Source organism: Wolbachia endosymbiont of Aedes aegypti (assembly GCF_021496215.1).
Classification (GTDB): Bacteria; Pseudomonadota; Alphaproteobacteria; order Rickettsiales; family Anaplasmataceae; genus Wolbachia; species Wolbachia pipientis.
This window is the reverse complement of record NZ_CP090902.1, coordinates 1,199,695-1,222,629: the sequence shown is the minus strand read 5'-3', so window position 1 is coordinate 1,222,629 and position 22,935 is coordinate 1,199,695. Positions and strand designations below refer to the sequence as shown.

Sequence of the window (22,935 nt, the reverse complement as noted above, 5' to 3'; positions counted from 1 at the left end):
TAAATGGTAAACTACTATATTTATTATACATGTACGGCAGTAGGTACTTTCCCCGTGTTGAAAGGTTTGTCAACCTTGTTGTTTTCAACTTGGCTTTTAGGTGTACAGCAGTATATAATTGCAGCGGCAACCAGACAACAAGCTCCAACTGCTATTCCTGCAGCTAGCATTTCCAAATAAACTGCAATAGCTACTCCTGAAACAACTCCAGCTACTGCTAACGTCCATGTAGCTATGGTAGGCCACTTACTCTTTTGCGTATTTTGTGTTGCAGTAATAGAGGTTGATTGATTGTTTATAGCACTAGTTTTTTCTACTGCTGCAGGCTTTTCCTTACTGTTAATAACACCTCCAATTGTAGACACATTGTCAGCATTCGAAGAAACTTCACTTACCCCCAACTTCTTTTCACAACCCGTAATTTCTGGAGTTGTGGTAAGTGTACTATTGCTTCCGGTATTATTAGAACTTGTAGATTGGTCTCCTGAATTTGGCAAATCGTTGTTCAGTGAAATATTAACATTACCTTGTTTTGTATTATGGTTTTTAATTTCTTTTTTAATTTCTTCTACTTTACCCTTAAAGGGACCGTCTTTATTTTTTACATATTGTAGTACAAGAGTAGGAGAGTTACTTTTTAGAATATTTTCGAGTTCTTCTCTTGAGTTAGTACTGGTTTTGCTTATAAGTCCATCAATCTTTTTCTTAACAGGACTGGCAAGTTGCTTAACACCTTTTTTTCCGCTGCCTTTTTTGATTTCACCCTCCTCAAAATTATTAATTAAAGGCTCCTGCGTTGAAACCCCTGTGTTATTTAAGATAGCATTTTCTTCCTCCCCTGCAAGAACATTTTTTTCTGTCTGTTGACTGCCAGCACTTTTGGATTTTGGGTTTCTTTGACTGCTTGGTTGATTGTTATTCTCTTCATTTACTACAGCCGTATCGCCTTTTATAACAGGTGATACTGCATTATCACTGCTGCTTCTTTTATTAACTTGTGTATTCGCTTGTGTCTGTATATTTGCTTTACTGGAAGTATTGATTAATTTACTACTTTCTAACAAATTTCTAATTAGATATAGATGACTCAAAGTATCTCTATTTTTTTGATACTCATTACGAGTCATACTTGGAGAAAGTTCCATACTTATTTTTTCAAGCTGTTCTGCAATTACTGGTAAAGCTTTCTCAAATTCTTCCTTGCATATTGCCTGAAGAGCTGCGAATTTTAGGTCAACATGCTGACATAAGGGTACAACAACTCCATAACTAGCTTCTTTTATTGCATTTCTCAGTATATTTTGTATGGTTTGCCTGACTACTTGCTGTTTATTATTGAGTATGCTTTGATAAATTTGAACATGAGCTAGAACACTGACTATAATGTCTTGACTTTCAGTATTAGACAATGCAATCAGAATTGATTCATATATTTCATCAAACTCGTTGTTTTTAGATTTATGATCAAGATAATTAATAACATCATTGCTGCATTTAGCACATTTTTCACACAAGTGCTCGATAAATGCAATATTACCAGCATCCAATGCAGTTTTCAGAATTAAATCATAAATTTCTTTTCTGCCACGAGCTCCTATGTTTTTCAGGATTTGTTGCCTTAGTATTGTAATAACTTTATCATCTGCAAATGCTTGTTCATATACATCGTAAATGGCACGATCTGCACTATTAGTGTATCGTTTGCACAGGTATTCAATGACAGATGTGTGTTCCTGGCTTATCGCAGTTTCTAACAAGGTAGCAAAGCTCTTTTTTAATAACTCTTCTGTTGAGGCTTTTTTAGTTAGCTCATTAATATATCTTTCAAATGCATCTAGCACTATCGTGATGAATTCTTCATTTTTGATCAGAGATGCTGTTTCAAGCGCACCATACAAAGGATTAGGTTTACTTGTTTTTAACACCTGTCCAAAATCTCTTAAAACGTATTCGACAAAAACTGTCTCTAGTAATTCTTGCTCTTTTCTTAGTGCTATAACTGAGAAAAAGTCAATCTTATTAGGTTCGACAAGTTGTATAGCTTGACCTTTTAATCTTCCATAAACTCCATCAGTACCATGGAATTTTTCTATAAAAGCTTCAATATATTTTTGACCACCAACAAGTACAGGTAAAAGACTTAAATTTTCTTCAGCAAAAAGAAAATCCTGATATTGCTCTACTAGCTTGTCATTAGCTGCAATTGCCAATAATACCAATTCTTTTACTGAATAATCACACTCAAAATTCTCCTGATCAAATTTATACTGTGATAGTACATTTGAGTATATATGTTGATGATCGCTTCTATCTTGTAAATCTAAGTTAAGTTGTTGCTCACAAAAACTCTTTAAATTTACATTATCCAGCGTAATAGACCTGCCTTCATAATCTTCAATATTTTGTACAACCTTGTCTAGTTCTTCACAATTATCTTCTTGTATAGCTTGATTTAGGATATTTGTTATTTCAGCGAAAGTTAAACTTTTAGGAATGGTATCAAATGAACCTTCATCTTTTGATTCTACGGTAAACGACCTATCACAACCATCAGGAAAGTTTGCAAGTATTGCATTCTCTAAACTTAGATCTTCAGAGGGTGTGCTACATGGAGTAGCTGGTATCTCTTGACTTTCGCTATCTAAAACTTCAAACTCTCCTTCAATACCTGAATCTTCAGAATCTGGTTTTTCAAAACCATGCCAACTTTTGATTAATCTTTCAGAATTTGATTGGCCCTGTGAAGTTGTATCCTGTGATACAAAGTCTCTAAAATTGGAACCAAACATGTTTTACCTCCTAACTAGCAGCTAAGCTAAGTATAGCATTAAACAGAAATCTTGCCAAGCAAATTATTCAATCTCTTAGCAAACAGACTTACATCATCCATCTCTTCACCTTCCACGATGCAAGCTTGGTAAAATAATAAATGAATCATGTCTTCTAATGTTGGGTTTTCACCACTTTCAGCATAAGATTTCATTATACTCTTTATTAAAGGATGCTTAGTATTAATTTCAAGCACCTTTGGCGTGCGGTAATTTAGCTGCTTTTGTTCACGCAAAAAACGCTCCATGCGAAGATCCATAGCACCTTCATCAACCGCTAGGCATACGGGACTATCAGTCAATTTTTTGGAAATTTTTACGCTTTTTACTGAATCTCCAAGCACTGTGGTAAAATATTGCAGTATAGTTTCCTCAGTTTTTTCTTCATTCGATTTATTTTCTTCATCTGTCTTATCTTCTTCTGAAGAGAATTTTTCTAAATCAACATCTGCACGGGTTACAGACTTGATTTTCTGATCTTTGTATTCATGAATTACACTAGTCCAAAAGTCATCAACTGGATCAACAAATAGGAGCACTTCTAGTCCTTTACTGACGAATCCCTCAAGTTGCGGACTGTTTTTCACTGAATCCAAGCTATTTCCAGTGAGATAATAGATATGCTCCTGCTCAGGCTTCATTCTGCTTATATAGTCATCAATGCTGACTAATTTCTCATCACCAGTGCTATGAAATCTGCAAATCGAGAGCAGCGCTTCTCTCTCATCAGTTGGCATAGCTTCACAAAGACCCTCTTTTAATACTGCACCAAAATTGGTCCAGAATTTTGTGTACTCCTCTAAATTCTCTTTTGCCTTTTTACCGAGCTCTGATATCGCGCGTTTAGTGAGGGATTTCCTGATTTGCTCAACAACACGATTATTCTGCAACGTTTCTCTGCTGATATTAAGAGGTAAGTCCGGTGAATCAACAATACCTTTCAAGAAACGTAAATACTGCGGTATGATCTGTACATTATCTTCAGTGATAAATACTTTATTTACATATAACTTAACAGAGCAACGTCTATCTGGATGGAATAAATCAAAAGGTTTTATAGAAGGAACATAAAGCAAATTTGTATATTCTATTGCACCTTCATTTTTATTATGCAATATCATCCAGGGCTCCCCGCCAACGTGGGCAACACTGCGGAAAAAATCGTTGTGCTCCTCTTGAGTAACGTCATTTTTTGGCTTAGTCCAAATTGCAGCCTTACTGTTTAACTTTTCACTTTTTCCTTCTTCGTCTATAAATTCAACAGGAAAATTTATGTGATCAGAGTAAGTAGTGACAATATTTTCAACACGAAATTTATCTAAAAACTCGTTTTCTTCAGGATGCATAATGAGCGTAATTTTGGTTCCGCGAGGGACTTGATTATCTGACTTGCTGATTGAATATTCCCCATCTCCTTTGGATTGCCAGATCCAAGACTCCTCTTCTCCAGCTTTTCTCGATTCTACTATTACTTCTGATGCAACCATAAAGCTTGAGTAAAAACCAACACCAAACTTCCCAATCAGCTCCACAGTTTGGCTTGAATCCTTGCTATTCTTAATCGCATCCAAGAACTTTTGCGTACCAGAGCTTGCAATTGTACCAAGATTGTCTATTAAATCCTGTCTATTCATTCCAATGCCATTATCAGTGATATATAGCTCGTTCTTATCTTTATTGGAGCTGATAGTGATTTTTAATTCGTCACTCAAATCTAGCAAATTAGGGTTTAGTTGAGATTCATAGCGCAACTTATCACATGCATCTGATGCATTTGATATTAATTCACGCAGAAAAATGTCTTTATTGGTGTAAAGTGAATGAATCACTATATTCAGTACTTTCCCTACCTCAGCGTCAAATTTTAAATTTTCAGTTTCTTGTACATTATGCATTTTGAGCTCCATTATTTGCCTACTACCCTAATAATTTAAGTATTGAATCACGATCTTTCAAGGTCACGTACACCAAAATTAATGTGGGTGTAGTTATTATGACACCCAATTTATGGGATCTCTTGCATAACAAACTTTTGGCAGCGCATTGGATGAAACGAAAAACTTCCTTGACACCCTTCGCCAGCCCCCTTATCATGAAACTGAAGCTATTTATTTATCTTCGCAATCTCTGCAGTGGATTAATGACAAAAAAACTTAATGTATTTGGCGTAAATCATGCTTAATTTTTTGCACTATGTGCACCTCATGTCTTTATCAAATTTCTAGCTACACAAGCTGAAATACGCTATTTAAAACATCAAAAAACGCCAACTTAAAAAATGGATAGTGAATAATTAGCTACCCTAGGGTTTCTTTGCCTTTTTTTCTGTTTAGTAAATTTCTTAACGTTTATAATTTAGATTAGTTGCGGCTTAAAAGCGGCTGAGTCACGGTTATTAAGCGTTTAGAATAAAAAAACGCCATACTTGAAAGTATAATGTAAGTAACTAGCCAACCATCGGGCTTTTTTTGCCTTTTTTTTCGTTTGGTAAATTTTTTAATACTTAGATTAGTTGCAATTTAAGAGACCAGAAATGGTCAGTGCTTGGCACTAGAATAACGTCCTCCTTTGTTATCCCAGTGCCCAGACACTGGGATCCAGGAAACTTAATTGCAAGTAATGCATTGGATTTGGTGAGTATGGGTTTTATGTTATAGAATGAAACACTTTTGGTGAATTTGTAAAGAAAACTGGATCCCAGTGTTTGGGCACTGGGATGACAAGGTATAAACCTTATCGTCATGCCGCCGCGAACCGTCATACCGCGATTCATTCGCGGTATCTCAGCCGCTAACAAGAGATCCCGCTAACAAGTAGCGGGATGACGGTTGTCGTTCAGCCACAAACATTAAGAAATTTACCAAATGAAAAAAAAGGCAAAAGAAGCCCTGGGGTTATTATCCGCTTTAAAATATTGGCGTTTTTTATGTTTTAAACGCTTGACAAGCGAGATTCAGCCGCTTTTAATTGCAACTAACCTACGCTGCAAATGTTTAAGAAATTTACTAAGCAGAAAAAAAGACAAAGAATCCCCGAGTTAGCTAGTCTTTTACTATCTCTGTCGAGTATTGGCATTTTTTGATGTCTTGTAACGCTTTATAAGCGCGTTCAGCTTATTTAGATAAAAACCTAGATGTAGATGAAGTTTTGTAAAGACATACAGTATCTATATACTGCAAAAAATTGAACATAAGACGCCGATACATTAAGTAATCCTTACCTTTTAATCTGCAGATTGGCGAAAGCAAATACAATAGCTTCAGTTTCATGATAAGAGGGCTGGCAGAGTTTGTCAAGCAAGTTTTTTCGTTTCTATTCCCAATAAAAGTTTGTTATATGGTTATGCAAGAAGTCTAATGAATCGCGGTATGACGTCTTAGCTATAGATGCTGGTTTGTGTGATTTCAAGAGAAGTTTAGTAGATAAGTTGTGTTTTAAACCAGATTCGGTATTTTAAACTGAACATTTTCAGTAATACCACCTGGCATAACTGAAATTTTTACACTCAGGTTTACTTTTAGGTAGTCTATTAATTCATCAACTAATATGTCAGGAGCGGAAGCACCTGCGGTGATTCCTATCTTTTCTACGCCCTGAAACCAGCTTTTATTCACACAGCTGTAATTATCAATCAAGTAGGCTCTTTTTCCTCTGGCAGTGCACAGATCTAATAAGCGGTTTGAATTTGAGCTATTTTTACTTCCTACAACTAATACCATGTCTACAATTTCAGCTAGCTTTTTAACAGCATTTTGTCTGTTTTGCGTTGCATAGCATATGTCCTTTAAATCTGGACCTGTTATGCCTGGAAACCTTAATTTCAAGGCAGCAATAATGTCACGGGTATCGTCGATGCTTAACGTAGTTTGTGTAACATAAGACAAATTATCTGGATCTTTAACCTTTAAATCATATACATCCTGCAAAGTTTGCACTAAAGTGATAGGATTGTTTACTCTTCCCCTAATTCCCTTAACTTCTGGATGGTTTTCATGCCCAATGAGAATTAATTCTTTACCACTGTTTTCATACCTTTTTGCTTCTTTATGCACTTTGTTGACTAAAGGACATGTTGCATCAATCACTTGAATACCCTTTCTTTTTGCCTCATCTTCTATATTTTTTGATACTCCGTGCGCGCTGAAGATCAGTATTCCTTCATTATCTTCAATTTCCTCGATACTGCTTACAAAAACCACTCCTTGTTTCTTAAAGTCCTCTACTATATATTTATTGTGAACAATTTCGTGTAGCACATAAACTTGGCGCTCGTTTTTGTATTTTTCTAAAGTAATAGCTAATATGTCCACAGCTCTTTTTACCCCGGCACAAAAACCTCGTGGTTCAGCTAAGATGATTTCCATTTTTGTCAAATCAAGTAAATATGCAAGCATTACTTAAAAATAAGCTCCGCTCACTGTGTTTTATAGTACCATTATTTATATTTTATATAATAATTATTTTTCGCATATTCTCTTTAACATTTGATCAACTTACTACTTCAGAAAATTTTAGAAAAGATAATATAGTACATAAACAACCTGATATTTTAGATAGAAATGGAGTGGTAATAGCAACAAATGTGCCCACAACATCACTATATATAGATGCAACCAAAGTAAAGAATCCGGAAAGTATAGCAGCACAACTGTGTTCTACTTTGCATGACCTCGAATACAAGAACTTATATAGAGTACTTACTTCAGAAAAGAAATTTGCTTGGATAAAGCGGCACTTGACTCCAAAAGAATTACTAGCGATCAAAAACGCTGGTGTACCAGGAGTAAATTTTGATGACGACATAAAGCGTATATATCCTCACAGTAATTTATTTTCACACGTGCTTGGTTACACTGACATAGATGGCAATGGTATTGCAGGAGTTGAGGCGTATATAAGTAAAAACAATGAGCAAGAAAAGCCCATAATACTATCCTTAGATACACGAGTGCAAAGCATAGTGCATGAAGAGCTAACTAAAGCTGTAAGAAGATATCAGGCACTTGGCGGAGTAGGAATTGTTTTAAATGTGAGAAATAGTGAAGTTATCTCGATGGTCAGCCTACCTGATTTTAATCCCAACTTACAGAATAAGGCAGAAGACGTACAAAAGTTTAATCGCGCCAGTCTTGGGGTATATGAGATGGGGTCGGTATTAAAATACTTTACAATAGCCGCAGCGCTTGATGCAAACGCTACAAAAACTAGCGATTTATATGACGTATCAACACCAATCACCATCGGAAAGTATAAAATTCAGGATTTTCATAAATCTAAAATTCCAAAAATTACTGTGCAAGATATATTTGTAAAATCATCCAACATTGGTGCAGCAAAAATTGCAGTCAAACTAGGTATTGAAAAACAGGTAGAATACTTTAAAGCTATGAAGCTATTTTCTCCTTTGAAAATAGAAATACCAGAAAAATCCACACCGATAATCCCGGATAAATGGAGTGAAACCACTTTAATAACAGCATCTTATGGTTATGGCATAGCTGTAACTCCTATACATCTTGCACAAACTGCAGCAGCATTAATCAACAATGGGATATTTCATAACGCAACCTTGATGTTGAATAAAAGAAGTATAGGAGAGCAAATTATCTCAAGAAGAACTTCCAGGGAAATGAGAAAATTATTACGTGCAGCAGTAACAGATGGCACTGGCAGAAAAGCAAAAATAAAGGCATATTCAATAGGAGGAAAAACTGGATCGGCGGAAAAAGTTGTAGATGGTAAATATAGCAAAGATGCAAACATAGCATCATTTATAGGAGTGCTAACTATGCTTGACCCAAGGTACATAGTGCTAATTGCTATTGATGAGCCTCAAGGGATGCACCATACCGGGGGAATAATTGCTGCGCCTATAGTAAAGAACATTATAAATAGAATAGCGCCTATACTAAATGTTACACCTGAGATGTAAAATTATGATTGCTTTACTACAACTTCAAATTTATCATCACCAAAATCCTTATTAATATACCAAGAACCATCATCTTTAGTTACAAATTCAAGACCTTTAAGGTCTTTTTTTATTGTCTTTCCATTTTGACCATCAATAGCGATATTAATATCGAATGTAATAATGTCTAGATTTATCATAGCTTCTTTCCCGCTGCACGAATTTAGACTGAACTTGCCTAACATGACATCATTAAAACTCACTTCCCCTGTATAGACATCACACTGACCGTCCACACAACACGTAGTTTCAATATAGAAAAGATCTGACATACAAAATACCTTAAAAAAAAGAACTAAACATATATGGCCACTACACCACACCGCTAACAAGTAGTAAAGCGTCGATAAACCTAAGTTACTTTAGCTACGTAGCCATAATACAGCTAGAAATGTAAAATTCAACAGTTAATTGTGTGATTAATAGAGAAGTCTTATTTAGTACACCTTATAGGAATGGCTGTTTAGTTTTTTTGTTAATCTTTTTTACCATGCTGTCAATCATATGCTTTATCCCTTGATATACAGAGTATGTACTTTCGTCGCTACGCATATAAGCAGAACAGGAAAATACATTATGTTCTTCGTCTTCTATTGATAACTCTGTATCGCATTTTATGTGCTCGCCGCCAAGCCTTTCTATCAACTGTTCTCTGTCATCTCCTATAGTTACCTTAACCTTACTTTCTTCTTTACCTATCTTGCTACTTAAAATTGAAACAATGATGGCTGGAGATATGCATATCGCTCCTATTGGCTTTTTTGTAACAAAAAATTCTGAAACTAATCTTTCAAATTCAGGCATTACTGTCACCATGTCTTTACTTTCAGCTAAGTCAGATAAATTTTTCGCAACCCCGTATCCACCAGGTACAACTAGCATGTCAAAATTTTCAGCTTTGGCTTCTTTTAAGTCATATATTTCGCCTCTTGCGATTCTTGCTGCTTCCACAAGTACATTCCTTTTTTCTTTTGTTGCCTCTTTTGTTCTATGATTCATAACTTGTGTGATATTGATATCAGGTGCAAAGCATTTAACATCCACTTCCTGCTGATCAAGCACAAGCAAACTTAAAACCGCTTCTCTTACCTCTGCACCGTCAAGGTGACCACACCCTGATAAGACCACAGCAGCTTTTAATTTTTTTTCACCCATAAAGTACCTTGATTTCATATAATCTAGATATTTTAATACAAATTCTATATTTGGAAAGGGGTATGTTATATCAATTATAATATAATTAATGATTAGTATGTATAATTAGGCATATTTATAATCAACGAAGCTGAATATGGAATCTAGCAATAGTATGTTTTTTGACACTGACTATCCAGAACTAAGAAAAGCTATTTCAGATATAATAGAAAGTATTGCACAATCCCACAAGAGGGGAAAAAAGAGTTATTTACAACCCTATCAGAACAAGTTAAAGGGATGAACCTCAAAGATTTAGGTTTAGCGATTAATGACCAAGGCTTGCAAAAGGAGGTCAACAAAGAATTATTTATACAATTCATTGAAGAAGCGCTTGAAGGTTTAACTTCTGAAAATGTTGACTCAAAAATAATAGAAGAGGCGTTAAAATCTGTTAATCAGCAAGCAATAAGTAATGTTATAAATAATAATAAAGGTCCACTGGACAATCTAGTCAATTATTTTAAATCAGCATCTGCAAATAAAAAAATTGGAATAGCTTCTGCCGTAATGGTATTAGGAGCAGCATTTTCTCCACTTATTGTGCTTGCTACATTAATAGCACTTGTAGGTATTGGAGCACGTTATGCAGGAATAGGTATAGTAAAGGCAGGGGAAAAAATAAAAGAAGGTGCGATTGATGCAGGAAAAGCAGTGAAAAGTTTATCTAAAAATTTAGGGGATAAATTGCCTGAGGTTGGGCCAAAAAAAGATAACTTTAGTAAATTATACAACAGTTTGGCTCAAGAGATTATAGGCTATAATATGTCCGAAGAAGGTGAAAAAATAAAAAACGCCCAGAGTAAAGCAAAGGTCATAGGCATGCTTCAAAATGAAGGGCAGCGATCTGCTATACAAGAGTTAGTAAAGAATGGAACTATTCAAAATTTTTCAGAAGATGACATGAAAAAGCTTAGAGAAAAAGGTACTAGTACTTATGAAAGTGATAAGGAAGCACTTGAGGAACTTATGGAGAAATTTCAATCTAAAATTATGGCCATTGGTGAGGGTAAAATAGAGGAGGTAGAAAAATGGTTAATGATAAAGTTAACCAAATGAAGTCACCAGTTCCTCAATTAGATAGTCCAAGTTCTGAACAAGCGAGTACAGGAGAAACCAAAACCCTCTGATGGCTTGGAGAGGGAGGGAATGGAAAAGGTAGAGATCTATTCTTTTTTATCCACTTTTTTGAGCAATCCACTTCCACATCTAACACACATCTCAGTGATTATAATATCCAATTTTTGATCATGTTTTTCTACAGGTAAATCTTTACAATATTGTTTCTCATAGGCTACACCTATAAATATTTTTCCAAGTGGCCGCAGTTTTTCTATCATTGTATCATACCAACCACCGCCAAAACCCAATCTATTAAAATGATCATCAAAAGCAATAACAGGAGTAATGATTGTGTCGGGAATTACGTCTTCATTTGTTTTGTTCCATTCCTCAAATTTTAGTAACTTATTTTTATTAGGAATTGCTACTTTATAATCTAAATCGAGTAAACTATGCATCAAAGGCACAACATCTATTTCCTCATCCATTGGAATGTAAGCTGCTATTGTTTTGCCTTTAACGTAGCTTAAGTTCTGATTAAAGAGATTAATAAGGGAATTTGCCGCATAACTGGAATAACTTTCATCAATATCTTTTCTTATAGCTCTATATTGCTCTCTTATTTCCTTTTTGTGCTGTTTAATATCTTTGAACATGATCTATCCATTTTGCAGTAAGTTTTTCTTGTAAACTATTTTGCTTCAAGCGCTCACTTAAAAAGTCAAAGTCAACACACCCCATATCCTGGTCTTGATTACTGCAACTATAAACAAAACTCCTTTCTCCTGTTTTCGCATTTATATGTTGCTGCACACACTGAGCGCAGATTTCTTTCATCATACACTGCATAGGAGAATTAACTGATGATATCGCTATGTGGCCTGATTTCAGATATGGCTTTAAAATTGTTTTTCTAGCTTCATTCACAGCTTTCATCATTTTGTCAGAACCAATAGTGATAATTTTATCTATAACGTTCAAATTAATACCTAATCTTCCTTGTTGATAAGAGACTATTGCATCAACTATATTACCATGAAAGGATTTATCTTGATCTCTGCTTGTTTCTATCAATCCTTCTTCACATGCCCAAACTACTGCATTTGATGCACGCTCTATCAGTGCTCGTTTAAATACATCACTTAACTTCTTATAGCCAGCAAAGTACAAAACCTTGTTATTATTTTCAAGACATGCCTTCCCTATCGAAAATAACACTGCATTTCCAACTCCACCACCAATTAGCATTATATTCTTCATGTGCTATTTTAACTGCATTTGTTCAAATTTTTTGAAATTTTATAGAACAAAGTAATTTATATAGTTCTATACACAAAGACAAGAACACTCTCTGACTTCAACTATACCGATAACTGATAGCTGCATTTTTACGCATATCATCTAATAACAAGTTGCTTTGTATCATAATCTTTTGTTGGTACATTTTCTGTTTGATTGCTTCTATACCCGCTACATTACTCTTGATATCACACAACATCATCAACTTTGCAGTGCCATTTTCTCTCAATTCTACTATTTCATTCACACTTGTTTTACTAAATAAAATCTGTAAATCAGGATTTAAATCTCGCATTTTTATTTCAAATTCTTTTGCGTTTGGCAGCTTAAAATTATCTGCCAATTTATCAAAATTTAAACAACTGACCTTTTGCTCCTTGAGATTATCTAATAAACTTTCTGAACCTTCAACCACAATCTGTTTTAATTTTAAAGTGCTTTCCAGCAGTGCATGATTAAGTTGTACTTTATCTATTACTTTTATAACGGAGTAACCTTCACTGAAACTGAATGGACCTGCTATGTCGCTGGTTTCTAATCCTTCTAAAACGCTCTTGAGTTTTCCTTTTAGCTGACTTAAATTAACTGTTGCTTTACGCATCTTTATTGGAGATTCTGGGTTATCACTGTTGCGTAATTTTTTTACTAAATCTTCAGCTATACCATAAACGTCCTTGTCTTTTTGATCAGGAATTATAAACTCTTGGAACGTGATAAGATAATCCGGCTTTTCTGTTTGCCTTTTTACATCATCTACTTCTTTATCGCTTATATTAATAAATGGCACAATTCTTACTTCAATAATTTTGCCCCACAGTAACTGACATTTTATTTGTTTTCTTAAAATACCAAGATCTATATTATGCTTCTCTATGTATTGATCAACTTCATTAGCCTTAAGTTTAAAACTTTGGGTTAAAAATAACATAATAGCATTATCTAACTCCTCGTTGCTCAATTTTATATTCAGCCTCTGTGCTTCATTGATAATGATAATTTCGTCTATTAGCTCCCTAAGCACTTGAGGCTTTGCTTCTTTTTGATTAACACTTTGAGTGCCAAACAATGAATTTATAAAGTTGATGCGTTTTTCGATATCTAAATTTGAAATTGGTTCACCATTTACATCTGCAACAATTTCAATCTCGGTTGCAAGCAACCTAAGTGGCAACACTATCAACAGTAAAATTAGTATTTTATACATACAAGTAAAGTTAATAACCAATTCTATAATAAATACTGAGTCAATGCTAGCCAACTTTTTAATAGTGATCTCAGTGACAATGGAAATAAAAACCATTGCAACAAAATCAGGTACGCTGGTAAATAGGCTAAAAACATGCTAATATAGCGAATTTAAACCGTGCTAAAAACAGTATACGGAAGGAGAGGGATTCGAACCCTCGATACGACTTTTGGGTCGTATAACGGTTTAGCAAACCGCCGCCTTCAGCCGCTCGGCCACCCTTCCAAATTTAGAACCTAAAGATTATATAATACCAAGACCTCTACCACCTGTCTAATGCTTTTAATTGCAATATTTGTATCTGTTCAGATGCATGGCTAATGCTGAAACAAAAATTCCAGTGCTCCCTTTCTTGTCATCCCAGTGTCACGCACTGGAATGACATCGTTTACTATGTGCCATATTGCAATGTTCGTACAGTTGTGCGCGGTATAGATTCCGCTAACAAGTAGCGGAATGACGAATTTGTTGTTTTTCAATTTGTGGGCAAACCTAAGCCACTTTAGCTATAAATCAATAAAAACTAATTTCTGCTTTTTTCAATGATTTTCTTTGCTTCTTCCACACCAACCCATTCTCCAACTGCTACCGTTTTTCCCTTTTCCAGATCTTTATAATGAGAAAAGAAATGAGTAATTTTATCTAGTAGGCTTTTAGATAAGTCAGAATAGTCCTTTATATTGTCATAATAGCTATCAACACTGGAAACAGGCACTGCTAATATTTTCTCATCTTCTCCTTTTTCATCTTTAGTGAGTAATGCACCTATTGGACGCACCGATATTAAAACACTAGATGCTAAGGGAAATTGAGTTAGCACCAAAACATCCACAGGATCACCATCACCTGCGCAGGTATTTGGTACAAACCCATAATTGCAAGGATAAGTCATTGAGGTAGATAAAAATCTGTCAACTTGTAACAACCTAAACTCTTTATTAAATTCATACTTTACAGGCTCAGCATTCGCACTTATTTCAATTACCACATTCACCGCATTTGGTCCTGCTGTTATTTTACTTAAATCCATAAATTACCTCTTAACTTAAGAATAAGCATTATACAATATATGCTTTTAAGTTGCTACATTTATGTAATTCTAAACTTATTTTGCACGGGCTGTCCTAAATTTTCATTCGTCATCTTATTGACTGTTGAAAGTGGTGGTTCCTGTGATAATTGAAATAAAGCATATACTATTACGATAGTAAGCACTGCAGCAATTACTAGATTAGCAAAATTATCCTGTGGTAGGACACCCTTTATTGGATTAAATAATTTTTGCTCCATAAAGAAATAATCAGCAACATATAACCCAACAGATAATACAAACATACCTAAAATAAGTTTACAGACTGTGTTTTTATGGTCTTTTTCTTTTTTCTTGCTGGTGATAGGATTTGGCCTACATTCATTCTCTTCTTGCAGCACTGAGTAGTATATATTATCAGGGCTCGTTATTAATTGTTCAAATTCATCACTATTTTGGTTTTTTAACAGTTGCTCTAGGGTGTTTTTTGTATTTATAGGATATATTAATCCATCCATTTTCAATGCTTTCTCTTGCCGATCCACATTCTCATGGTCGATTGTATATTTATCTCTACTTGATAATCCGATCATGTGTAGTTTGCCAGCTAAGAACATTATATAGCTCTCTATTAACTGATTCTCACATATCTCTAATACTTCTCTTTTTACTGTTTTGTTAGATGACGAAAGTTCTTTATAGTGACCACCCAAAGAAAAGAACAATGCTATATCTTTATCTGCTTTTATGTCATGAATGGAATAATAGCTGCTGATAACGCACTTATTTAATGCAAATTCTCTGTCATATTTGTTTAATGTATTTCCTTCACTTAGTAACTTTCTAAGACCAATGAGTACTTTATTTTCAAAATCTTCTTCTGTTTTAAATATTGGTTCTCTCTTTGGATTTGCTAAGATATTAAGTAAATCTCATTTTCTTCCATCTACTACTTCATTTATATATTCATTTAACTCAGATCCTTTAATAACTTCATATATTTTATCTATGACATCTTTAGTATTCAGGTTATTGTTTTCACTTAGAATTTGATAAGCTTGAGCATAAATTAAAAACAGCCCTTGTAGACTAAATTTTAAGTTAAAATATTTATCTAATGGTTCCTCTTTTTTTCTAATGAATTCAGACAAACCAAAATGATTTCTGTGATCCATAAAACGACCTAAGTCAGCATGTTGAAAGCTACCTAAAAAAATAAATAACGTCTCTAATAAATTACCCTTACCAACAATTTTTATTAGTTCTTCAATTTCTTTTATCATTGCTGAAACCTATAATGTTCTACTTTATAGTATAAGGGATACATGGCAAAATAGCAATAAATGTTATTAGACTTCTTGCATAACCCAAACTAAGTAGAAAAAGGTATAGCTATACCGCCGCGGCACTAACAAGAGATCCCGCTAACACGTAGCGGGATGACGAGACTTATCTTTATGCTGCCACGAACCGTCATACCGCCGCGGCGCTAACAAGAGATCCCGCTAGCGGGATAACGAGCTTATCTTCATGCTGCCACGAACTATCATACCGCCGCGGTATCTCCAGATCCCGCTAACAAGCAGTGGGATGACGAGACTTATCTTTATGCTGCCGCGAACCGTCATACCGCGATTCATTCGCGGTATCTCTCAGCCACTAACAAGAGATCCCGCTAGCGGGATGACGGTTGTCGTTTAGCTATAAACATTAAGAAATTTACCAAACAAAAAAAAAGGCAAAAGAAGCCCCGTGGTTGGCTAATTACTTACATTATACTTTCAAGTATGGCGTTTTTTTATTCTAAACACTTAATAACCGCGATTTAGCTGCTTTTAAGCCGCAACTAATCTAAATTATAAACGTTAAGAAATTTACTAAACAGAAAAAAAGGCAAAAGAAACCCTAGGGCAGCTAGTTATTCACTATCCATTTTTTAAGTTGGCGTTTTTTAATGTTTTAAATGCTTTATAAGCGTATTTCAGCTTGTGTAGGTAAAAACCCAGAAATTTGATAAAGACATAGAGTGCACATAGTGCAAAAAATTAAACATGAGACGCCAGATACGTGAGTTTTTTTGTCATTTAATCTGTACAGAGAAGATAAATAAATAGCTTCAGTTTCATGATAAGGGGGCTGGCGGAGTTTGTCAAGCAAGTTTTTTTGTTTCTGTTATATGGTTATGCAAGAAGTCTATTGTATGTTTACACTCTGCATTAAAGCTTTTAGTTAAGAGCATATCCATCCACCGCCGATAACTTGCTCATCTTTATACGCTACACAGGCTTGACCTGGACTGATGCCAAAGTAATCGTCGTTTAAAATGACACAGGCTTTATTTTTTTCGTCAGTTGAATGTATTGTTGCTAAACTTCCCACATGTGATGATCTCAGCTTCACAGTTACTTCCATACCTTCCTTTGGTTGTTCTAACCAATTTAACTCCTTGATCAATATTTTTTTTTGCATTAATACGTTGATCGGACCTACTATAACCTCATTATTTTCTGTATTAATTTTTATCACATAAAGAGGTTCATTGTGTGCGATACCCAAGCCCTTTCTTTGCCCCACTGTAAAATTTACTATGCCACTGTGCTCGCCTAGCACTTTTCCATTAACATCCACTATTTTACCTTTCTGTACAGATTGTGGAGCTAATTTAGCTATTGTTTTACTATAGCTTTCGGAAACAAAGCATATATCTTGACTGTCCTGCTTTTCAGAAATTTGTAAGCTGAAATACTTTGCTAATTTTCTTATATCACTTTTATAGAACCCACCTAGTGGAAATCGCAAAAGCTTCAATTGCTCTTGAGTTGTAGCAAACAAAAAATAACTTTGATCTTTACTTTTATCAATGCTTCTGCACAACTTTACCTCACCATTTTTTTCTAACCTTCTCACGTAATGTCCTGTTACGAGCACATCCGCACCAAGATTTTTTGTAACTTGCAATAGATCACGAAATTTTACCGTTTGGTTACATCTCACGCATGGTATGGGAGTTTCCCCACGCATATAGGTACTCGCAAAATCCTCTATTACTTCCTTTTTGAATATTTCCTCATAGTTTAAAAGATAGTGAGGAAAGCCAACACTTTCAGCTACACGCTTAGCGTCATAAATATCCTGTCCAGCGCAGCATGCGCCCTTTCTTGCGTTAGCATTACCGTCGGTGCCATAGAGTTGAAGAGTCACACCTACCACTTTGTACCCAAGGTTATGTAGCAGTGCTGCAGCAACGGAGCTATCAACTCCCCCGGACATTGCAACAACAGCCTTGGTCTGGTGCGGAGCTTTATCTTTTAGCAGAGGTTCTATTTCAAATTCTTTTAGCATAATCGCCTTAATTTATAAACACAAACTTGGTGTCATGCAAGTAGCTGACACTGGAATCTAGTTTCTATTACACAATTTCATCGAAACAGCATACTTGTTTATAGTCAATTTTTCTGGATCCCAGTGTTGGCTACTTGGATGACATCTTTATGCTTGAGGTAAAATTTGCTATAAAATTCGATGAACTACCTTTAAAAATAATTTAATCCTGCTTAAATAAAACATGGCCAAAATAATCCATGTTTTCAAGCACTTTTCCGCTACCCAGAGCAACACAACAAAGTGGGTCATCTGCAACACGAACCGGTAATTTTGTTGTTTCACTGATAACTTTACCTAGATTACGTAATAATCCACCACCACCGGATAAAACTATTCCTCTATCGACTATATCAGAAGAAAGTTCAGGTGGAGTGCTCTCCAGCGCAGTCTTAATAGCAGAAATTATCTGATGTACAGGCTCTATTAAACTCTCTGCAACTTGGTATTCTGATAAAAGCATTTCTTTTGGCATGCCACTCACTAAATCCCTGCCCTTAATTATCATTCCCTCTTTGTTATTTTCACCTGGCAGACTGGCTGAACCTATGCTTTTCTTAATTTTCTCAGCGGTTGTTTCACCGATTAATAATTTATGATTTTCACGAATATATGACTTTATTGCCTCATCCATAATATCGCCACCTACTCTGGCAGAACGTGAATAAACAATTCCGCCTAAAGAAATAATTGCAACTTCAGTTGTACCGCCTCCTATATCAACAATCATAGAACCCTCAGGTTCAGTAACCGGGAGCCCAGCTCCGATTGCTGCAGCCATTGGTTCTTCAATTAAAAATACTTCATTTGCACCAGCACTTTCTGCTGCATCTTGTATAGCACGCCTTTCAACTGGCGTGGATCCAGATGGAACGCATATGATAATATTAGGTTTATTAACAGTGAATTTTGTGTTTGCACTGCGTATGAAATATTTTAGCATTTCTTCCGCACTTTTAAAATCAGCAATAACTCCATCCTTTAAGGGCCTTATCGCCTCTATTTCTCCAGGCGTTTTCCCAAGCATCATTTTAGCTTTTTTACCAAAAGCATAAGGAACGTAACTTCCTTTTTCTTTTATTCTTGCTACAACTGAAGGCTCATCAAGCACTATTCCCTGATTTTTCTGATAAACTAAAGTGTTTGCAGTACCAAGGTCTATAGCAATATCGCTAGCAAACAAACCTTTGAAAGTAAAAAGGCTATAAAACTTTCCGGTTAATTTTCGAACAAAATTCATACATAACTCAAGAAAACCATTTATTAAGACAAATTATACTTTTCAGATAAGTAGTAAGTAACACACTCAACGTCTAAACCCTTACCTGTTACTTTTTTTAGCAGTTCCAGGCCACACTTTGCACTGTATATATTTTGAGATAACCAACTGATAAGTAAACTAAAATCTCCTTTTATTATAGCACTTAATGATTCGTAATGATTCTTTTTAACGCAAGAGAAAATCTGCACAGCAGCAATTAAAGCAATAATTTTTATAGGAAAGTAGCCCATAACACCACTTGCCCAATATTCATCTTGAAAATAAGTGTTTAGCTCATTTTCAGCTTTTACTGGAATTTTATAGTGCTTCATACCTTCCAGCCACGCATCATGCAGGTCTTTGACTTCCAATGTACCATTTATTATATCTTGTTCTAACCTAGTTCTCAACATAATATGAGCTAACAGACTAAATTCATCTGCATTTTTTAAAAAAGAAGAAAGGTTTATTTCATTGAAAATCAAGTACAAATTTTCAACACTGCTAACTTTCTCGTTAGTTTTGCCTTTTATAGCAAATTTCTCTTTTATGTGTGGTTGAATAAACTCAATAAATTCTCTGGATGTTCCAATCATCCTTTCCATGAATAACCCTTGAGTTTCATACATAACATGTCTCGTAATTGGACTACTTATAGAATTTTGCGCTAAACATTTTTGATAAATTGCATAACCACTATGCCGTAAAAGTGAAAATAAACCATAACAAAAATCAGATTCATCATAATCTATAGGGTAGTAATAAGAAGTACGAATCTCATTTAGTGCAATACCCATTTGCTGTAAACATAATGAGCCAAGTTCAATCTGTTTCTGAGTAGCAACTTTTTGTATATTAGTAACCTTATCCTTTTTCTGCTTTTCAATTATTTTATCTACATTTTCGCTAAAAAATTTGCCTACCTTGGGGAATACTTCCCTTATATTCTTTTCTGTGATATCAGAGTCATAGTCAGCAAGCAGTGAGTCGTATTTTGAGCATTTTAATTGCTGCGATTTTATAGAAGCTACTTCGCGAATGAGTGTGATTAAATCAGTAAAACGTTCTTTTAGTTTTTCTAAGTTACTGGTTTCAGAATGAGATAGCTTCCATAAATTTTGGCATTCAACCTTAGCTTTGGATAAAGACTTTACTAAATCAATAGGAACAGCACTGTTGCTTTTATGTATTCTCTCTATTAACTTTAGCTGCTGAGTATTTGCACTTTTTTTGTTACCAAGAGCATCTGCTAATGATTCCTTTATTGCGTCATGAGAGATAATTTCATGTCTGATTTCTTCTAGAAGACTCATTTGTTCAACTTTGTCCTCTATATTCAATTGGCTTTGGTTTAGTACTTTTAGCGTATTTTCGATATTCTTTACCCTATATAATACTTCCTCTAAAAACTTATAAGATTGCATATTTGTTCATTATTTTAGAAAACATCTGTTTAATACCGTAATAGATTAATAATAAAGTTAAAAGTATATTTGCTTAAAGTACAATAAAAAATTGTACTTTTTATTCTTTTATTGGATTTTTCTACTCAGAGTCCAGCATATTATAGGAAAATTAATTGTAAGGTTGTACAAAAAGTATTTAGTATTTTATTTCTCTTGACTATATTACAATATGGAGAGATATTAGCTACTGAAATTAAAGTTACGCACTATTTAAAATTTATGGAGGTTTAGTAATGTGGAGTAGACTGGTTATAATGTGCTGTTTTTGTTTATTACTTACTGGTGTAAGTTCTTGCCCAAAAAAAGGAGCAAATACAACAAATAAAATAAATTCTGTTGTTAAGCAGATAGGTGATAAAAGAGTTTTCTTTGGTTATGATGAATCTAGTATTGCTGAAGTAAGTGCAGATGCATTACTTGACGTAATGGAGGTGTTACAAGATAACCCTGACGCGAAGGTTACTTTAACTGGTCACACTGACAACCGTGGTTCTCATGAATATAATCTTGCGCTAGGCGCTAGAAGGGCTGATGCAGCTAAAAAATTTATGGTTAGTTGTACACCCTACATAGAAAACAGAATAAAAACTGCTTCTAAAGGTGAAACTGAGCCTTTGGTTAATGTAAAAGATGATTCTAGAAATTCTAAATATGAAAAAGAGCATGCTAAAAATCGTAGAGTGGAATTTTCATTTTCTGGAATAAAGAAATAGTTTCTTGCATTAAAACCTGGATCCCAGTGTCAAACACTGGGATGACATAAAGAAAGGGCACTGGGGTAGACAAAAAAGGACAAACTTGTCATATTTCGTTGCTTGTTAGCGGGATCTATATATACCACAAATAAGTCGCGGTATGACGTAAGAGATCTGACCTGTCTGGCCGTCAAGAGACATAATGGAATTAGAGTTATTATTTCAAAATGTGGTTAATAGTTCTGCTTTCTATAACAATCAAGTTGCAGTTGCAGTATCAGGTGGTGTAGATAGTATAGTCTTACTGCACTTAATGACTAACTGGGCAAAAAAAAACAAGCTTTCACTTCCTATAGCATTAACAGTAAATCATGGATTACGTCCAGAGTCTCAAAAAGAAGCTGATTTTGTTGTAAGTTATGCAAAGGAACTTGGAGCAAAGGAATCGTTCATATTAAATTGGGAGAAGCAAAATATTAAAGGCAATATTCAGTTACAGGCACGAAAAGCACGGTATAAGTTACTAGCAGAGTGGTGTAAAAATAATAATGTTAAATATTTACTTGTTGCTCATCACAAAGATGATCAAGCAGAAACGTTCTTGTTAAGATTAGAGCGAGGTAGTGGCGTAGATGGATTATCATCAATGGACTACAAGTCTTTCCTAAATGGTATTGATATATTTAGGCCATTGTTAAATTTTAGTCGTAGTGAAATAGAAAAGTACGCTAAGCTTCATCGGTTAAAATGGATCGAAGATAGAAGCAATCATGACTTAAAATACAGACGAACTTTATACCGTAACTTACTTAAAGCAAGTGATAATCAAGAGATTTTAACAGAGCGAATATGCCTCACAGCCCTTCATATGAAAAGAGCTGCAAAAGCGTTGATGCACTACACACGCCTTGCGTTTAATGACTGCGTTAATGTGCATGATCTTGGTTATATTGAAATTAAACTAAGTGAATTTTATCAATTGCCAGAGGAAATAGCCTTGAGGCTTCTTCTTTACTCTATAATGGCAATTGCCAGTAAACATTATAAACCAAGGTACAGCAGCCTCATTGCAATATTTAATAGAATATTGCAAAAGGATAGTAATGTTAACTGTACACTTTCTGGGTGTAAAATAAGAAAGTATGGAGAAAATATCTTAATAATTAGAGAATCGTCAAGGATACAAGAAATTACCGTAAACCTACCTTTAAATGAACCTACCCAATGGGATAACAGATTTAGCTGCACAATACTCGGAAATCAAGGGTGTTCAGTTATCATCGCTCCATTAAAAAAAACACAAAAAGTTCCTGAATTTCTGAAGGATTACAACTGCTGCCCTGAAGTTTTCTACTCTTTGCCTACAGTACAAAAAGATAGCAAGGTGCTTGCTTATCCTGATGTAAATTATAACGGAAAAAATACCAATGACGATAAGGTTCAATGCATTATTAATAGCACGATAAAACAAAATTTGGTAAGCTTGATTAGTATTTAGTTAG

Annotated in this window: 21 protein-coding genes and 1 tRNA gene; 5 read left to right on the top strand and 17 right to left on the bottom strand. The window is 34.8% G+C overall.

Features of this window, described 5'->3' with window-relative positions; translation table 11 throughout:
- Window positions 1-23 precede the first annotated feature (23 nt).
- The 4 genes from L0Z58_RS06330 to ispH form a co-directional block, all read right to left on the bottom strand.
- Window positions 24-2,789 (bottom strand): host RNA manipulator TomO, encoded by a 2,766-nt coding sequence (locus L0Z58_RS06330; protein WP_010963152.1) that lies wholly within the window; start codon window positions 2,787-2,789, stop codon window positions 24-26.
- A 38-nt stretch (window positions 2,790-2,827) separates the two neighbouring features.
- Window positions 2,828-4,723 (bottom strand): molecular chaperone HtpG, encoded by a 1,896-nt coding sequence (gene htpG / locus L0Z58_RS06325; RefSeq protein ID WP_022626167.1) that lies wholly within the window; start codon window positions 4,721-4,723, stop codon window positions 2,828-2,830.
- Between the two features lie 608 nt (window positions 4,724-5,331).
- Window positions 5,332-5,625: a hypothetical protein gene (locus L0Z58_RS06940; protein WP_010963150.1), complete on the bottom strand. Its 294-nt coding sequence runs from the start codon at window positions 5,623-5,625 to the stop codon at window positions 5,332-5,334.
- Window positions 5,626-6,262: 637 nt separating this feature from the next.
- Window positions 6,263-7,192 carry a 4-hydroxy-3-methylbut-2-enyl diphosphate reductase gene (gene ispH, locus L0Z58_RS06315; protein ID WP_010963148.1) on the bottom strand — a complete coding sequence of 310 codons (930 nt, stop codon included), beginning with the start codon at window positions 7,190-7,192 and terminating at the stop codon, window positions 6,263-6,265.
- 20 nt (window positions 7,193-7,212) lie between these two features.
- Here ispH and L0Z58_RS06310 point away from each other — a divergent pair, with 20 nt between their 5' ends.
- On the top strand, window positions 7,213-8,760 hold the full coding sequence (locus L0Z58_RS06310; RefSeq protein ID WP_010963147.1) for a peptidoglycan D,D-transpeptidase FtsI family protein: 1,548 nt from the start codon (window positions 7,213-7,215) through the stop codon (window positions 8,758-8,760).
- 2 nt (window positions 8,761-8,762) lie between these two features.
- Here the strand turns inward: L0Z58_RS06310 and L0Z58_RS06870 are convergent, their stop codons facing one another.
- On the bottom strand, window positions 8,763-9,071 hold the full coding sequence (locus tag L0Z58_RS06870) for a hypothetical protein (protein WP_010081942.1): 309 nt from the start codon (window positions 9,069-9,071) through the stop codon (window positions 8,763-8,765).
- 175 nt (window positions 9,072-9,246) lie between these two features.
- A complete protein-coding gene (elbB, locus tag L0Z58_RS06300; protein WP_022626165.1) occupies window positions 9,247-9,954 on the bottom strand; it encodes an isoprenoid biosynthesis glyoxalase ElbB in 708 nt (235 codons plus the stop codon).
- Between the two features lie 136 nt (window positions 9,955-10,090).
- On the opposite strand from elbB, the gene L0Z58_RS06295 reads away from it, so the two are divergent.
- Window positions 10,091-10,237 (top strand): hypothetical protein, encoded by a 147-nt coding sequence (locus L0Z58_RS06295; protein WP_010963145.1) that lies wholly within the window; start codon window positions 10,091-10,093, stop codon window positions 10,235-10,237.
- Window positions 10,234-11,052: a hypothetical protein gene (locus L0Z58_RS06290; RefSeq protein WP_010963144.1), complete on the top strand. Its 819-nt coding sequence runs from the start codon at window positions 10,234-10,236 to the stop codon at window positions 11,050-11,052. The genes L0Z58_RS06295 and L0Z58_RS06290 overlap by 4 nt, the downstream gene beginning before the upstream one ends.
- Before the next feature lie 107 nt (window positions 11,053-11,159).
- Here L0Z58_RS06290 and L0Z58_RS06285 read toward each other — a convergent pair whose 3' ends face one another.
- The 11 genes from L0Z58_RS06285 to L0Z58_RS06235 form a co-directional block, all read right to left on the bottom strand.
- Window positions 11,160-11,711, bottom strand: a complete 552-nt coding sequence (locus L0Z58_RS06285; RefSeq protein WP_010963143.1) for a 5-formyltetrahydrofolate cyclo-ligase — start codon at window positions 11,709-11,711, stop codon at window positions 11,160-11,162.
- Complete coding sequence (locus L0Z58_RS06280) at window positions 11,695-12,315, bottom strand: ferredoxin reductase domain-containing protein (protein WP_006279429.1); 621 nt, start codon at window positions 12,313-12,315, stop codon at window positions 11,695-11,697. Before L0Z58_RS06280 ends, L0Z58_RS06285 begins: the two co-directional genes overlap by 17 nt.
- Window positions 12,316-12,412: 97 nt before the next feature.
- Window positions 12,413-13,558, bottom strand: a complete 1,146-nt coding sequence (locus L0Z58_RS06275) for a SurA N-terminal domain-containing protein (RefSeq protein ID WP_038228080.1) — start codon at window positions 13,556-13,558, stop codon at window positions 12,413-12,415.
- 176 nt (window positions 13,559-13,734) lie between these two features.
- A tRNA-Ser gene (locus L0Z58_RS06270) sits at window positions 13,735-13,825 on the bottom strand.
- Window positions 13,826-13,917: 92 nt separating this feature from the next.
- Window positions 13,918-14,079 carry a hypothetical protein gene (locus L0Z58_RS06265; protein WP_010963140.1) on the bottom strand — a complete coding sequence of 54 codons (162 nt, stop codon included), beginning with the start codon at window positions 14,077-14,079 and terminating at the stop codon, window positions 13,918-13,920.
- A 44-nt stretch (window positions 14,080-14,123) separates the two neighbouring features.
- Window positions 14,124-14,630, bottom strand: coding sequence for an inorganic diphosphatase (gene ppa / locus L0Z58_RS06260; RefSeq protein WP_010082061.1), 507 nt, complete (start codon window positions 14,628-14,630; stop codon window positions 14,124-14,126).
- A 59-nt stretch (window positions 14,631-14,689) separates the two neighbouring features.
- Complete coding sequence (locus L0Z58_RS06255; protein WP_458694689.1) at window positions 14,690-15,550, bottom strand: WD1261 family protein; 861 nt, start codon at window positions 15,548-15,550, stop codon at window positions 14,690-14,692.
- 12 nt (window positions 15,551-15,562) lie between these two features.
- Window positions 15,563-15,913, bottom strand: coding sequence for a hypothetical protein (locus L0Z58_RS06250; protein ID WP_010963138.1), 351 nt, complete (start codon window positions 15,911-15,913; stop codon window positions 15,563-15,565).
- A 946-nt stretch (window positions 15,914-16,859) separates the two neighbouring features.
- A complete protein-coding gene (gene mnmA, locus L0Z58_RS06245) occupies window positions 16,860-17,972 on the bottom strand; it encodes a tRNA 2-thiouridine(34) synthase MnmA (protein WP_010963136.1) in 1,113 nt (370 codons plus the stop codon).
- 202 nt (window positions 17,973-18,174) lie between these two features.
- Window positions 18,175-19,251, bottom strand: coding sequence for a rod shape-determining protein (locus tag L0Z58_RS06240; protein ID WP_007548791.1), 1,077 nt, complete (start codon window positions 19,249-19,251; stop codon window positions 18,175-18,177).
- Between the two features lie 23 nt (window positions 19,252-19,274).
- Complete coding sequence (locus L0Z58_RS06235; RefSeq protein ID WP_010963135.1) at window positions 19,275-20,696, bottom strand: gluzincin family metallopeptidase; 1,422 nt, start codon at window positions 20,694-20,696, stop codon at window positions 19,275-19,277.
- Window positions 20,697-20,971: 275 nt separating this feature from the next.
- On the opposite strand from L0Z58_RS06235, the gene L0Z58_RS06230 reads away from it, so the two are divergent.
- Together L0Z58_RS06230 and tilS are read left to right on the top strand one after the other, a co-directional pair.
- Window positions 20,972-21,451, top strand: a complete 480-nt coding sequence (locus tag L0Z58_RS06230) for an OmpA family protein (protein WP_010081889.1) — start codon at window positions 20,972-20,974, stop codon at window positions 21,449-21,451.
- Between the two features lie 184 nt (window positions 21,452-21,635).
- On the top strand, window positions 21,636-22,931 hold the full coding sequence (gene tilS, locus L0Z58_RS06225; RefSeq protein WP_010963134.1) for a tRNA lysidine(34) synthetase TilS: 1,296 nt from the start codon (window positions 21,636-21,638) through the stop codon (window positions 22,929-22,931).
- The last annotated feature ends 4 nt before the right edge of the window (window positions 22,932-22,935 follow it).